The organism is Nesterenkonia rhizosphaerae, assembly GCF_039544555.1.
Classification (GTDB): Bacteria; Actinomycetota; Actinomycetes; order Actinomycetales; family Micrococcaceae; genus Nesterenkonia; species Nesterenkonia rhizosphaerae.
Genome location: NZ_BAABLW010000005.1, coordinates 12,744 through 25,267, shown reverse-complemented (window position 1 = coordinate 25,267; position 12,524 = coordinate 12,744). Strand labels below are relative to the sequence as shown.

Annotated in this window: 21 protein-coding genes; 9 read left to right on the top strand and 12 right to left on the bottom strand. The window is 62.0% G+C overall.

The genetic code is table 11. The annotated features are described in order from the left end of the window. The 3 genes from ABEA23_RS04375 to ABEA23_RS04365 all read right to left on the bottom strand — a co-directional run bounded on the left by ABEA23_RS04375 (position 1) and on the right by ABEA23_RS04365 (position 3,687). On the bottom strand, positions 1 to 1,407 hold the full coding sequence (locus tag ABEA23_RS04375; RefSeq protein ID WP_345476852.1) for a DNA cytosine methyltransferase: 1,407 nt from the start codon (positions 1,405 to 1,407) through the stop codon (positions 1 to 3). A gap of 415 nt (positions 1,408 to 1,822) precedes the next feature. After that, positions 1,823 to 3,259 (bottom strand): phage terminase large subunit, encoded by a 1,437-nt coding sequence (locus ABEA23_RS04370; RefSeq protein ID WP_345476851.1) that lies wholly within the window; start codon positions 3,257 to 3,259, stop codon positions 1,823 to 1,825. Continuing rightward, positions 3,256 to 3,687 (bottom strand): hypothetical protein, encoded by a 432-nt coding sequence (locus ABEA23_RS04365; RefSeq protein WP_345476850.1) that lies wholly within the window; start codon positions 3,685 to 3,687, stop codon positions 3,256 to 3,258. The genes ABEA23_RS04370 and ABEA23_RS04365 overlap by 4 nt, the downstream gene beginning before the upstream one ends. A gap of 171 nt (positions 3,688 to 3,858) precedes the next feature. Between ABEA23_RS04365 and ABEA23_RS04360 the strand changes: the two genes are divergently transcribed. Continuing rightward, positions 3,859 to 4,113, top strand: a complete 255-nt coding sequence (locus ABEA23_RS04360) for a hypothetical protein (protein WP_345476849.1) — start codon at positions 3,859 to 3,861, stop codon at positions 4,111 to 4,113. 98 nt (positions 4,114 to 4,211) lie between these two features. After that, complete coding sequence (locus ABEA23_RS04355; protein WP_345476848.1) at positions 4,212 to 4,478, top strand: hypothetical protein; 267 nt, start codon at positions 4,212 to 4,214, stop codon at positions 4,476 to 4,478. Positions 4,479 to 4,533: 55 nt separating this feature from the next. Here ABEA23_RS04355 and ABEA23_RS04350 read toward each other — a convergent pair whose 3' ends face one another. From ABEA23_RS04350 to ABEA23_RS04310, 9 genes are all read right to left on the bottom strand, one after another. Beyond that, positions 4,534 to 5,160, bottom strand: a complete 627-nt coding sequence (locus tag ABEA23_RS04350) for a ParB/RepB/Spo0J family partition protein (RefSeq protein WP_345476847.1) — start codon at positions 5,158 to 5,160, stop codon at positions 4,534 to 4,536. Between the two features lie 210 nt (positions 5,161 to 5,370). Beyond that, positions 5,371 to 6,069, bottom strand: a complete 699-nt coding sequence (locus tag ABEA23_RS04345) for a hypothetical protein (protein ID WP_345476846.1) — start codon at positions 6,067 to 6,069, stop codon at positions 5,371 to 5,373. Between the two features lie 275 nt (positions 6,070 to 6,344). Then, entirely contained in the window at positions 6,345 to 6,704 is a 360-nt protein-coding gene (locus tag ABEA23_RS04340) for a hypothetical protein (RefSeq protein ID WP_345476845.1), read from the bottom strand. After that, a complete protein-coding gene (locus ABEA23_RS04335; protein WP_345476844.1) occupies positions 6,691 to 6,834 on the bottom strand; it encodes a hypothetical protein in 144 nt (47 codons plus the stop codon). The genes ABEA23_RS04340 and ABEA23_RS04335 overlap by 14 nt, the downstream gene beginning before the upstream one ends. Then, the gene (locus ABEA23_RS04330) at positions 6,831 to 7,271 is read right to left on the bottom strand and encodes a hypothetical protein (RefSeq protein WP_345476843.1); all 441 of its coding nucleotides are present in this window, start codon (positions 7,269 to 7,271) and stop codon (positions 6,831 to 6,833) included. Before ABEA23_RS04330 ends, ABEA23_RS04335 begins: the two co-directional genes overlap by 4 nt. A gap of 269 nt (positions 7,272 to 7,540) precedes the next feature. Next, on the bottom strand, positions 7,541 to 7,756 hold the full coding sequence (locus ABEA23_RS04325) for a hypothetical protein (protein ID WP_345476842.1): 216 nt from the start codon (positions 7,754 to 7,756) through the stop codon (positions 7,541 to 7,543). Positions 7,757 to 7,824: 68 nt separating this feature from the next. Beyond that, positions 7,825 to 8,139 carry a hypothetical protein gene (locus tag ABEA23_RS04320; RefSeq protein WP_345476841.1) on the bottom strand — a complete coding sequence of 105 codons (315 nt, stop codon included), beginning with the start codon at positions 8,137 to 8,139 and terminating at the stop codon, positions 7,825 to 7,827. After that, on the bottom strand, positions 8,136 to 8,705 hold the full coding sequence (locus ABEA23_RS04315) for a hypothetical protein (protein WP_345476840.1): 570 nt from the start codon (positions 8,703 to 8,705) through the stop codon (positions 8,136 to 8,138). The genes ABEA23_RS04320 and ABEA23_RS04315 overlap by 4 nt, the downstream gene beginning before the upstream one ends. A 94-nt stretch (positions 8,706 to 8,799) precedes the next feature. After that, on the bottom strand, positions 8,800 to 9,249 hold the full coding sequence (locus ABEA23_RS04310) for a RusA family crossover junction endodeoxyribonuclease (RefSeq protein WP_345476839.1): 450 nt from the start codon (positions 9,247 to 9,249) through the stop codon (positions 8,800 to 8,802). Between the two features lie 183 nt (positions 9,250 to 9,432). On the opposite strand from ABEA23_RS04310, the gene ABEA23_RS04305 reads away from it, so the two are divergent. The 7 genes from ABEA23_RS04305 (at position 9,433) to ABEA23_RS04275 (ending at position 12,362) form a co-directional block, all read left to right on the top strand. Next, complete coding sequence (locus ABEA23_RS04305) at positions 9,433 to 9,627, top strand: type II toxin-antitoxin system HicA family toxin (protein WP_345476838.1); 195 nt, start codon at positions 9,433 to 9,435, stop codon at positions 9,625 to 9,627. 97 nt (positions 9,628 to 9,724) lie between these two features. Further along, positions 9,725 to 10,459 carry a helix-turn-helix domain-containing protein gene (locus ABEA23_RS04300; protein ID WP_345476837.1) on the top strand — a complete coding sequence of 245 codons (735 nt, stop codon included), beginning with the start codon at positions 9,725 to 9,727 and terminating at the stop codon, positions 10,457 to 10,459. A 93-nt stretch (positions 10,460 to 10,552) separates the two neighbouring features. Next, a complete protein-coding gene (locus ABEA23_RS04295; RefSeq protein ID WP_345476836.1) occupies positions 10,553 to 10,810 on the top strand; it encodes a hypothetical protein in 258 nt (85 codons plus the stop codon). 135 nt (positions 10,811 to 10,945) lie between these two features. After that, positions 10,946 to 11,131, top strand: a complete 186-nt coding sequence (locus tag ABEA23_RS04290) for a hypothetical protein (protein ID WP_345476835.1) — start codon at positions 10,946 to 10,948, stop codon at positions 11,129 to 11,131. A 130-nt stretch (positions 11,132 to 11,261) separates the two neighbouring features. Next, the gene (locus tag ABEA23_RS04285) at positions 11,262 to 11,558 is read left to right on the top strand and encodes a hypothetical protein (RefSeq protein ID WP_345476834.1); all 297 of its coding nucleotides are present in this window, start codon (positions 11,262 to 11,264) and stop codon (positions 11,556 to 11,558) included. Positions 11,559 to 11,619: 61 nt separating this feature from the next. Beyond that, the gene (locus ABEA23_RS04280) at positions 11,620 to 11,970 is read left to right on the top strand and encodes a hypothetical protein (RefSeq protein ID WP_345476833.1); all 351 of its coding nucleotides are present in this window, start codon (positions 11,620 to 11,622) and stop codon (positions 11,968 to 11,970) included. An 89-nt stretch (positions 11,971 to 12,059) separates the two neighbouring features. Continuing rightward, entirely contained in the window at positions 12,060 to 12,362 is a 303-nt protein-coding gene (locus ABEA23_RS04275) for a hypothetical protein (protein ID WP_345476832.1), read from the top strand. Positions 12,363 to 12,524: the final 162 nt, after the last annotated feature.

Genomic DNA, 12,524 nt, shown 5'->3' with positions numbered 1-12,524 from the left:
TTATGCCCTTCCTGATTTGGTGGTGAATCGGAGTGCGGGGAGGTAGTGCAGCATGTTGGTGAGTGCTGCTATGGCCTGCTGGGGCACTACCCCGTTGCCGGCGGCCCGGATTTTGTCGTTCCGGGTGATGTCTGGGGTGTCGCATATCCAGCCTGCGGGGACGCCCATCATGAACTCTGTGAAGTGCTCACTGAGTCGGCGCTTACCGCGGGGCGACAGCTCCGTGGGTGCCGGTGCCGGTCGCCCCAGGACGCGCTCCCACCGGGCAACTGCGGGCGTGTAGTCCCCGAAGTCGGTGTAATGCAGCCGTGTCGCTAGGTGGGTGGAGCGTTCAGGGGGTCGTCCGCTGGTGCGGGGTAGACCAAAGTCCGCATCTCCGGCTTTCGGGGTAGGCAACAGGTTCCCGATGGCCGGCAGATCGAAGTGCCCGGCGCTGTCCCGTTGATTGGGGCCGCCTTTGTCCCCGTGTGAGGCTCGGGGAGTCGGTAGCAGGTGCATTGACCGCAGTGGCGTGCTGTTCCTCTGGGTGTCAGCGTCGCTGGGATTGTGGCCGTCCGTGGTGAGTGGTGTCGGCAGCAGGTGCTCCACCACGTCTTGGATGCTGACACTGTGACCGCCAGCGCGGCGCTTGTCCGGGTGCTGGGAGCCTCCATTGCTGCCCAGATTCGCCTGCGGTGTCGGCAGAAGTGCTACCGGGGTAGCTGATCCGGTGCCACCAGATGCACCAGTTGGGATGAAAGTCTGAGCGTCTGCCCCCGCTCGGCGGCTACCTCCGGATGGAGCATACCCCCGCCCGTCTCGTCGGCCATCATGGTCCTCAGCAACGGCGTCTCTTCGCCAGGCGAGGATGAAGACGCGCTCTCGTCTGTGGGGTGCCCCGACTGATGACGCGGGTAGAGTGCGCCATTCCGCGTCGTACCCGAGGCTGGCCAGGTCTCCGAGAACACGTCCGGTTGCCCGAAGATAGGCGTCTCCGGGTGCTCCCAGCAGTCCCGGCTCTGATTCCACTGCGCTGTAGGCGGCTGCTGAGTGTGCTCCACGGACGTTCTCCCAGATGACGAGGGTTGGCTTGATGGTGGCGATAGCTTCCCGCATGGCTACCCAGAGGTTGGAGCGGGTGCCTTCGGTCATTCCTGCGCGCCGTCCTGCTGCGGATACGTCCTGGCAGGGTGAGCCTCCGCTGATGATGTCTACGGGCTCCACAGCGGCCCAGTCGATGGCCGTCACGTCCCCGTGGTTCGGGACTCCGGGCCAGTGGCGGGCCATGATTTTGGAGGGGGCGGCTTCGTATTCGGCGTACCAGGCAAGGTCGGCGTTGAAGATTTGCTCTACGGCGAGGGCTAGGCCTCCGTAGCCTGAGAAAAGCTCGGCGTGGGTGAGTCGCCTGGCAGGCAGGGCGGGGTGCATTGAGGTGGCTCTCTATTGCGGTGGTGGTTGAGTGTTTAGCGCGGCTTGGCGGGCCGACTGAAGCTGAGCTTACGGCAGGTTTTGGCATGGTCGCAATGGGGCACGCCGTTTTTATTTCGCGCGGCCTGAGCTTTAGCTGGGTGATGATGAATGATTTTTCAAAATTTGATGGATGGGTGAGGTAGAGCTGGGTGACTAGTTGTTTTGGGGTACTTTGCTCTACTTTGCTTCGGATGTGACTTGGCCAGTGACTTGCGAAGTGACTTCTGATGTGACTTCCTGCCCAGTGTTTCCAAGGGATCAGGGGCACTCCCCCGTTTCGCCTGTAGGGACTCCTGAAGTGACTCCCGGTGTCACTCCGGTAGTGACTTCAAAAGTCCGTGGCAACACATGAATCTTCCGCGCTGGGATATTTCTAGAACTCGGCCTGAGCGATCCGGTACGTCTCCATTGGGTCCATGGTGTCTACGTAGTCATCAAGCCCGTCGAGGTTGCTGAACTTTCCTTCCAGGTGCATAACTCCGTACCTGATGGCATCGGCCAGGTGGTCCTCTGCGCTGGTGTCCAGGTCTTCGGGGTTGGTCTTGGAGCGCGGCAGCGTGGGCAGGGTGCGGATGGTGTCCCGGCAGGTGTTGTAGACCAGGAACCGGGGCTCCCCGTCTTCTCGGATGCGCAGCTTTTCATCCAGCAGCGCCCACCCCGGGATGCGGGAGTTGTTCGCCTTGATGGGCCGCCGGTTGAGGACCGTCTGGTAGGCGTGCGCCTGGGAACCCACCGGCGGTGAGCCGTCTTTGGTCTTGTGCGCCCCCGCGTCTTGCCTTGACCACATCGCAGGGTCGGCAACCACCTCAATGGGCTCCCCTGATGCCTCCTCTTCATCCTTTGACAGATCACGAATCAGCTCAGCCTGCTGCACCGGTGTCAAGCCCTTCGCGTAGGCCTCCCGGTACTGGATAATCAGCCCGTTGCCTAGCTTGCACAGCCAGACCGCGGCAAAGGGCGCTTCATGGCCGTAGTCCACAGCGATGACCTTGCGACCGGATAGCAGGCTGATCGGGAACAGCTCGGGTTTAAGGACGTGCTTGTTTTCCCGCCAGGAGGAGAAGCGCACACCATCCAGGACACTCCAGTCACCGTCCCTTAGTGCCCGCCGGAGGTCTTCAGGCAGACGGTTCAGGGTCTTTAGGTAGTCCTTGTTCAGACTGGGATTATCGGTGGCGCGCGCGGGGATGTAGACCCTAGTGCCAGGTTCGGGGTCTTCCTCTGAGGGTTTCGGTCTCCAGACTTTTTCCGGAGGGTATGGGTCCACGAATCTGCGCTTAAGCCACATGAGGCCTATGCCGGTGGGGTTCGCGGTGAGGATGCGGCGGGGAAAGAGCCCTAGGGCTTCCATGCGCTCTGCGACTTCTCCGGAGGCTCGGAGACGCGATTCTAGGTAGCTGTAGTGGTTCTCGGGGAACTGGCTGGCTTCCTCGAAGATGACTAGCTGGTATTCGGGGCCTTGGTAGTTCTCTAGGTCACCGTCCTTGTCCAGGTAGCCAAGTTGGATGACGGACCCGTTCTTGAACGTGAATTCGTACCGGCTGGCGTGGAACTTCGCTAGTTCCTCCGGTATCTCTTCCAGCAGTTTCGGGAGGACGCTGCTCTCCATCTGCTTGAAGGTCTTCCGCAGGATGAGTACGCGAACACCGGGCACTCGCAGGCACAGGAGGATGGCCTCGGCGCGGGCAAACATTGACTTGCCGCCACCGGCTGCACCGCCATAGAGCAACTCATCTACCTGGGCGCGGTGCGCCTGGAGCTGTTTGGGGTGCGGCCTGTACTTGAACTTGACTGTGGTGGCCCGTCTCATAGCTGGGAGGTGTCTACTTCCGCCTCTGGCTCGGTGCGGCCTGAGTTGTCCAGGCTGGGGTCAAAGACCGCGATGATGTCACCGCCGGTGTTCAGGTTCACGTCCTTTGGCGCGTCTAGGCCTAGGTACTTTGCGCGGCGCTCTTTGGCTTTCATCACGCGGTCAAATGCGTCCCTGTCGCCTTTCAGGGCTTTGGCCAGGAAGACGCGCTCTAGCTCGTCAATAGACTCCAGCTCCTGCTTCAGCACGTCCTCGGCGGGTTCACGCTGGAGGTCTTTGAGAGCCTTCTGGATGTCTTTGTAAGCGTTGGAACGGTCCCCGTTGTAGTGCTTGTCTGCGATCTGCTGATAGGTCATGCGGCGGGCCCGCATCCGCAGGGCATCGGCGCGGCGCAGTTCATACTTGGGCGGCTGGCGCTTCCGTGGCACGGTGGTCCTCCTGTGTGGTCTGAGGATCACAGGATGAGAGGGACCGGTGGCCTATTGGGGGACGCGGGGGTTGCGCACACTCCCCTACTGCGCTAATCTCTTATTAGCGCACGGGTTGCCAGCCCGGAAGTAAACTCAACCACCAAGCACCAGTGACCCCAAGGAGCCGCAATGAGCACCCTCACCGCAGAGCAAATCAAGACCAACCTCCGGCTGACCAAGCGCCAGGCAGAGACCATCAAGAAGAACCTGGACAAGCACAATCTCAACAGCCGCCTCATCGAGGATGGCGTGATGATCTGGGCACCTGGGAACAAGCCCTACCGGGTCATTGATGACCCAAGCGCCCCCACTGATGAGGTCCGTCAGCTCAACTATGACGGTGCCCTGGAGGCCATCAACTACTGCCATGAGCAGACTTCCTAAACTTCCCCGCTCGGCGCGTGACTACCACCACGCCGAAATCTCAGGAAAACAGGAAGAAAGGATGGTGATGGCGACAGCCCCCAGCTAACATGCCTAATATGACCGTAGCGCAAGACAGGGGGCGAAAGCTCTACACACACGAAGTAGCAGAAATCCGCAGCGTGAAGACTGCAACAGTCCGTGTGGACCTCGCACGCGCCCGGGCCAACCGGAAAGGCTACGGGAAGCATCAGACGTACAACCGACCTGGCATGGACTTCCCAGAGCCAGACGGCTACGACATGCGCAGCCCGTGGTGGTGGGAATCCACGATCCGTGAATGGATGGACAAGCAGCCCCGCCGGCGGACCTCGTCCCAAAAATGAATCCACACACAGAGAAGCCCCTCGCCACACGGTGAGGGGCTTCTCGTGGCTCCGGCTACCCGTGCCGGGGGTGAGCATCCAGTAGATACCCCAGGTTCTCCGCGCGGGTCTCTCCCCCATAAGAGTCCAGGGCATCCGCGAACCGCTGCCGCAGCTCCGGCGGGCAGGTGATGGTGAAGCTGGTCAGGGAGTCATCCCCACCTTCAGCGTCCTCCTCACCTTCCAGCTCATCGGGGTTGATCCCGGCCAGCAGTTCGTCCAGATCGTCGCTGGTGAATCCGGTGCCATCCAGGCCACCCTCGGAGGCGTTAATGTCGCCCAGCAGCTCAGCTAGCTCCTCATCGTCATACCCAGACACGTCGTTAGCGCGGTTGTCCACGGCCACGATCCGGGCTGCGTCGGCATCGTTGACATCCACGTAGGTGGCAGCAACGTGGGTCCAGCCCAGTTCTTTGGCGGCCTTCACCGTGTGGTTGCCGGCCAGGATTTCGTTGGGTCGCCCGGTGTGGGTGCCCTTGTTGACGACGATAGGCCGGTACTGGCCGTTGACCTCCAGTGACTGCATGATGACGTTCAGGTCACCCTGTCGGGGGTTCTTCACATAGTGCTCCAGGTCGTCTATCGAGACGGCTAGGTCTTGGATGGCTTCATGAATCTTGGTTGGGTTAGTGGTCTCGGCCACGGTGCATCAGCTCCCAGGTGGGTTGCGGTGTCGGTGGCCCCAGGGTGGGCCTCCACCGTCCTGCCTTGGGGGATGCGCGGGCACGAGAAGACCCCCGGAAGCTGATTGCACCCAAGCTGTCCGGGGGTCGATCACTCGCACCACAGATGAGAGACGCAGAATCTCGCCTGTGACTTCACACTCCCATGGTCTACCGCGCTGTAGGGGGAACTAGGCCGCGGGGAGTAATTCGCGGTCATTGAGGACATCCTCGGTGCTGAAAAGGGCTTTCATTTCTTGCCGGGCGATTTTGCGGGCCTTGCGGCGCCGTTTCGGTGCGGCCAGCTCACCGGCCTTTACCAGCAGTTCCGCGTCTTTGTGGTCGCGTCGGCGGGCCCGGACGGTGGCCCCGGTGGATTGCTGGGGGTTGGCGGGGTCTGCCAGGCGAGCCAGGTGTGAGGGGTAGCCATTGGCGGAGAACAGTGGGGTGCCCCGGACTCCGGGCCGGTCATGCTCTTGGTACTCGTGCGGGCCTGCCTGCGCCAGGGTCGCGTCAACGTCGAAGAGTGGTTCTTGGATGACTTCGCTGGCCAGCGCCATGGCGGGCCTACGGGCTCCACTCTTGGATGCCAGGGCCCTGGTGAGCGCCACGGGGATGTCGTGCTCATTGTCCAGGATTCCGGAGTCGTAGAGCATCGTGAGCGCATCACGAACCCCCAGGAGCCTGTTTTGGTCCAGCGTCATGGTGGTGTCCGCGATCCGTGCCCGGGCTTCCAGGGCCAGGTGAACGGCTTCGGCTACCACCTCAGCGGGGTAGGTCTCTAGAGCGGCCTGGCCCAGGACTAGGAAGCCGTGGCCATGGCAGATGACGCATTCAGGGTCTACTAATTCTTGACGACGGCGGGCGCATACGGGGCAGAGTCGGCGCATATTGGAGCCTCATGGGTGCGGTGAACAGGGTGCAGTGTTCGTTGCCGCAGTCCCCCCAGACCAGCCCGATGACCTAAATATAGCGCCACAAGACACACATATGGTGGTGCTAAAGACAGTTGGGCGTGTCTGGTGATAGCATCAGCACCAGCAGCGCCGTTCTTCCACAGGGTGTTGCGTTGATGAATTCCATAAGAGAGCCCCAGCCAGGGAATCCCCCCACCCGACCGCTGCCCGCTTGCCGCAGTTGTCCCCCGGCTGGGGTTTCTCTTTGCCTACCGGACTTCTACGCGCCGGAGCTTCCCGTTGAATTTGGCCACCACCCGCACCTGCGTGCCAGGCGGCCAGCCGTTGTCCTCTGCGACGGCCACAAACCGCTTCAGATCATCTAGGGTGATGCCCGCAGGGTTCTCATAGTGGAACCCGACACCAGGCCGGGCAGGCTCCCCGCTGGGTGTTTCGTCGGGTTCAGTGTCCAGCTTCCAAGCCCGTTCCGCTGGGGTGTCAAGCTCTGGGGCGCGGACATAAAAGGTGCCGGTGGCCTTGACTTTGATGCGGTCCTCACTGGCGGTGTCGGCGCTGGACTCCATGACTTCACCGTCGTGGGGTCCGCCGTAAAACCTATCTGCGAACACGCGCGGCCTCCTGTTTCTCGTGCTCTTTCTGAAGCTCTTTACGTATGGCCGCGGGCTTGTTGCCGGTGCGGCGGGCTATCTCCTCGATGGACACACCCAGGCTGAGCAGGTAGCGGATGTCCTCTGTCACAGGCCCAGCTCCTGCTCGGCGGCGCGCAGGTTGGCTAGCCGGCGGCGGACATGCTCACGTTCACTGTGCAGCATCTCGGCATAGTGTCGCACCTCATCTAGCTGAGCGCGCTCTCTCTTGCGCTTTGCAAAGAGCTTATTGAGGTGCTTCTCCCGGGCCTTCAGGACCAGGGGAAGCTTGAGCCTCTGGACTTGCAGGTCCGTGCCGGCCAGGTGGGTCCGCATGGCCTCTACCGGGTCTGTGATCACCGGTCCTGAGCGGACACCGAAGGTGCGAATCTGAGGGTCATTACTGTCCAGGACGTTGAAGTCGTCCTCTGCCAGCTTCCGGCCTAGCTGCTTGGAGGCTAGACGATAATGCAGCGGGGTCCGGTATGGGGAGAGAGCCAGGAAGAGATCAGTCAGGGCGGCGAGGACAAGGCAGTAGAACAAAGCCACGCCTACGTAGTATCCAAGGTCGTACATAGTCACGTTTACCACCCGTGTCCGGTGCGGAGCCCTGCCCGCTCTAGGCGCGCCCGAAGGTTCGGCATGGCGCGGGGGTCACTGGGCGTTGAGCTGGTGAATATCGGGGCGTGCCGGAGGTCTATGGGCAGGAACTTCCAGTGTCCCCTCCTCGTGGGTTCGACTTCCCACCCTGCGGCTCGTGCGGCCTTGGCGAGCTTCCTTAGCTCTTTGGTCATGTGTGGCATGTGCTGGTGTCTTCTCTAGATCAGTGCGCCGTCTCGCATGACTTCCCAGGCGGATTCTGCGGCGTCGTAGCGGGCTTCTTCGGAGTGGTCCCTGGTGCAGGTCGCCATGGGCGGCGCGTCCTCGCATTCGTCGGGCCGGTGTTCGTGTTCCAAGGCGAGAGCGGCCAGGCACTGAGCACAGGCCACTTCGTTGGCCCAAAGGTTGTCTACCCACTCATTGGTGGTTGGCATGTCGCACCGTTCGCAGTGCCGCCCGGGGTGGTGCTCTCCGCAGTCCTGGCAGAGCTTGATGTGGTGCGTCATACGGCACCTGCCGTCTCTGGGACCAGGGAATGGTTCTGGATGCTCAGGTGGCCGCCGGCGAAGCGCTGGATGGCGGCGGCGAGCTGGGCGGGTGTCACGTCCAGGGCATCAGCCACGTTGATGATCTTCTGGTGTGGCTGTCTCTGGATCATGGGGATGAGCCCGCGCTGGTGCGCCTCTTTGATGTGCTTCTGGGCTGTGCGTGCGGACATCCGGAAACGTCCCTGGACTTCGGCGCGTGCGGGGTATCCCATTGCGGCGGTGGTGTTGTAGACCCGCGCAATCTCTACGAGGCTGTGGCGTCCGCTCATGAGTTGTCCTTTGGGGTCCAGGTCGCCCAGTAGTTCGCGCGAGATTCGTGGTGCTCGGCGTCCCTGCGGGCCTCGTGCAGGGCGGCGGCGTGATCAATGGCGGAGTCGATGGACAGGCCCGGACGTTTGCCCCTGGGGATGTTCAGGTGCCCGTGGTCGAAGGGGCCGCGGGCCTCCTCGTCACGCTTGACAGCTGCTTCCAGCTTGTCTGCGCGGCGGCGGGCTTTTTCGGCTTTCCGGCGTGCTGAGCGTTCACGGGTGGCGCGCCACTGTTCTATTTCGTCGGCTGTGCGCGTGACTGCGGGCCGGGGGCCGCTCATCTTGTCCATGTGGGCATCGGTGAATCCGGCGGCTTCCAGGGCGGCGATCTGGGCCTCTTTCTGGGCGTTCTGCTTCAGCAGTCCCAGGGCCAAGGGTGTGTAGGTGGTGCCGGGGATGGGTGGGGCGGGCGGGGTCCATTCGCTCTGCACCTTCTCGGCGGTGGTGTTCATGATGTGGTCGAAAAGCGCCTGGAGTTCCTGCGGGGTGTCGCAGTCCTGGGCACGCTTCTGGAGGGTGGCTGTCATGGTGTTCTCCTGTGTGGTGGTTGAGTGAGGAGGGGTTGGCGGACCCCTCCTGTTAATGCGATATTAGCGCATTGGCTATAGTCGCGCAATAGACCTATTCCGCACGACGATATAGGCGCACAATCACCTGATGCGGACCATTGACAGGCTCTCGGCGGTTATCAGGCCCGACCACCCGGGTGTCGTTGTCATCCGCGAGCACACCGGCCTTCACCAGGCCGTCAACAATCGCCTTGGATGTCGGCATGAGGTTGTTGACTTCGCGCCGGTGATTGGTGGGGTATCGGTAGTAAATGACGATGCGGGCCCAGTCCAGGGGTTGGCAGTTAGCGGCGGCTTTGGCTGCCAGGCGCTTCCATATCTGAGTGCGGCGGTTGCGCTCGTACGGGTATAGGCGGTCATTCATGCTGAGCCGGGTTTTTGCCCAGGTGTGCCCCGTGAGGTCTAGCCGGATGGTGCGGTGGAGAATGAGCCCGGTCTCGCCTGCCAGGAATGGGTCAACGGGGCCGGTGCAGTTCTCGCAGAGGTGGGCTTCGGTGGTCATGGCGGCATAGTGCTGGAGCTGGCCAGCGCACAGGGGGACGGTCGCGTGGCCACCCGCTCCACCGGTGCCGAGCTTTACCCGCGCAAACCTTAGCGTCGCTCTTGAGTTGCCACACGTAAACTCTACGGGTAGACTATAAGTGTTCCCACCGAGAGGGGGTGAACTTGGGAAATGAATAAGGAAATGAGAAAGCTCATCAAGGCCCTGGAGGATGCAGGGTACGAGGTGGTCTACACGAAGAAGGGACACCCGGTAGTCCTCGACCAGGAGGGCCGCAGGGTCACCACCTTCTCCGGAACCCCCAGTGATCGGCGCTCCTGGCTTAACCAGTTAGCACCGCTGAAACGCAGAGGGTTCGATTGGCCGCCCAGAAGATGAGTAAAACCCCCGGACCGGAGATAGAGCTAGTACCTCCGGGCCGGGGGCCTCATTCCCTCATTATCCCAAAGCCCCCACCAACACGAAAGGGCCAATAATGAGCACGGAAGAATTCAACATCACCGCAGAAATGGCGTACGCCAGCGCTGAGGGCGACACAGACACCATCGTGGACAGCCTCATTGACTACGGGATCGCCCTGGGTGAGTCCGTGAGTAAGCGCCAGTTAGTCACCATCACCGTTCCCGCACCTCACCTGAAGGGTGCCATCACCACCGGTATGGCGCTTATCTCCGAAGCGGCAGGCGATATCGTCAGCCTCCAGGCCATGAGCACCCAGGCTTTTGACGAGACCGCGGGCATCATCTTGCACCCTGCTCCCCTGCTGAGCGTTCAGGAGTTCGCCCAGAAGCTGGGCACCTCGCGGCAGAACGTTGTGCAGCGCATCAAGCGCGGCAGCCTGCCCGGCGTGATGATCGGCAACACCTGGATGCTCCCGGCTACAGCCTTGCCGGACGCTAAGCCGTTCGGCGGCAAGCACGAGACCGTAGAGGAGCTGACAGCACAGTTGCAGACCCGCAGCGCGGAGCTGGCCAGCGACAGCCTGAAGGCCAACACCGAGGAATGGCACCGCCGCAGCCATGAGAACGTGCGCACCCAGTCCAAGCTGGCGTTCCTGAAGGCTGAGGAGTTCTTTAAGTCCGAGAAGGCCCACAAGGGTCAGGAGACCCCGGAGAACTTCCGGGAGGCGCTGAACCACCTGGGCGACCTGCTGAATGCAGTACATGAGCTTCTGCTGGAGGTCGGTGACCACCCGGACCCGAAGGACTGATACACCAGGGCTTGCACCTTCCCGCTAACATGTGTTAGTATAGAGTCACAGGCAGGGAAAAGAACCCAGCCCAAACCGGGAAGGAAACCCAACATGACCCCCAACGCACTCAGCCAGCGGGTAACCCAGCTCACCACCCTCCAGCTCATCGCCCTCGTTGACTACATGATCGAAGACGCCAAGGGCGATCTGAAGAACATCACCGGTGACAACTGGACCGTCTACGATGCCGTCAGCGCCGAAATTGAATCCCGGCTGGGGATTGATGCGGATGGACTCCCCCGGGTCCACAAGGAGATTCCCGGCTACTACAGAGAGCTGTACGTGAAGCTCCGCTACGGAAACCACTAGCCAGACTGAAGGCCCCAACCACTCCCCCAGGTGGTCGGGGCCTTCACCTTTCCCGTATTGCTCTAGTCGCTAACATGTGTTAGTATTGGAGTATCGGCCAGGGACCAACCCAGGCGAAACAGGGAAAGGAACCCAATGACCAAGCACCCAGAGCAGCGGCCAGCAGTAATCGCCCAGCGCCTCACCCTCACCTGGGACGCCAGCCCCGTTCAGTACACCGACGACAAGCAGGGCGAACTGGCAAAGGCAGTGAATGAAGGACGGATAAGCCTCCGCCGGGCACTTGCCAAGGGCTACCAGGTCGGTCAGGGCATTAAGTAGCCAAGAGCCCCGGTTCGCACAGCGGGCCGGGGCTTCACCACCCCCAGAAACTTGCCACGCCCACTAACACATGTTAGTCTTTACTTATCGCCAGGGAACAACCCAGGCCCCACGGGAAAGGAACCCAGACATGAAGACCCAGAACCACCTCGGCCCCGCAATCCTCCAGGCCATCAAGAGCGCCGACAAAGACGTAAGCCTGTTGACGCTCTCGAATAATTCCGCCGTGCGCAACGCCGCAGGCTACCACTCCGGAGGTCTCAGCACAGAGGAATTCCTGGCCGCGCTCCTGGCCGAACTTAAGTGGCTGGACCGCGCTGGACGCATCAGCGCCAACTACTCGGTCAAGCGCAAGACCGGCACCCCGTTCCCCTTCCCAGATTGGGGAATCACCTTCTATGAGTCCCGCAGCTACCGGGCCGCCTGACACCTACTAACCCACTGCCCCCGGCCCCACCAGGTCGGGGGCTCCACCATAGGAGAGACTAATGACCATGACCCCCGAGAAGTTCCGCTCCCTGTGCCAAGTCGCCGGCATTTCCCGCGCTGACCTCGCAGACCGCTTCCCAGAGGTGAACCCCGACAACCTGCGCAAGTGGTGGACACGCACGTCTCCCCCGACTGCTGCTGTGGACTGGGTGCGCGAGCAGATCACCGTGGAAAAGGCCGTGGAGGCCCGGAATGCCACCAAGGCGGAGTATGAGCGGCAGCAGGACATTCTGGCGCTCACCGTGGCGGATGCAGTGGAGAGTGGCGCCTCGTGGGCAAGTCTGGGGCTCCGCGGTCCGGAGGTTCAGCGGCTGCTGGTGCGCGCTAAGAAGCTGGATGAGCAGGGCTAACCGTTCCCCTTGCCCACCGCGCTAACATGTGTTAGTATTGTGGGGAAGGCAGGGAAAAGAACCCAGCCACCTAGGGAAAGGAACCCACCATGCAGCTCCGCGAACTCGTCACCGAGATTGAAACTCTCCTCCAGCTCCCCGCCCCCAAGGTGGACAAGCTCGCGTCCGCCCGTGAGCGCCACACCACCGGCATCACCGCGGAGGACCAGTTCCAGGCCCACCACCAGGTGATGACCCAGTACCTGCGTGAGGCCCAGGACAAGGCTCTGGAGGAAGCCGTTGAATTCCTCCGCGTCACCGAATCCGGGGAGTCCCTGAACCCCTGGGCCACCCTGGAGCACGCTCAGGAGTGCATGAAGCTCCACGCGAACATTCAGGCCTTCTGGAACTGATCCCCGGGCACAGCTCAGGCCCCTCACTTCCTTTGCGGGAGGTGAGGGGCCTGAGCGTTTCCAGGACCGTGCTGGCACACGAACCCCAGAGGTCGAACAACTGGGCAGTCAGGAGGACCGGGACTCTATGACGAGCCCTCCCGAACTCTACGGCGCAGCGCC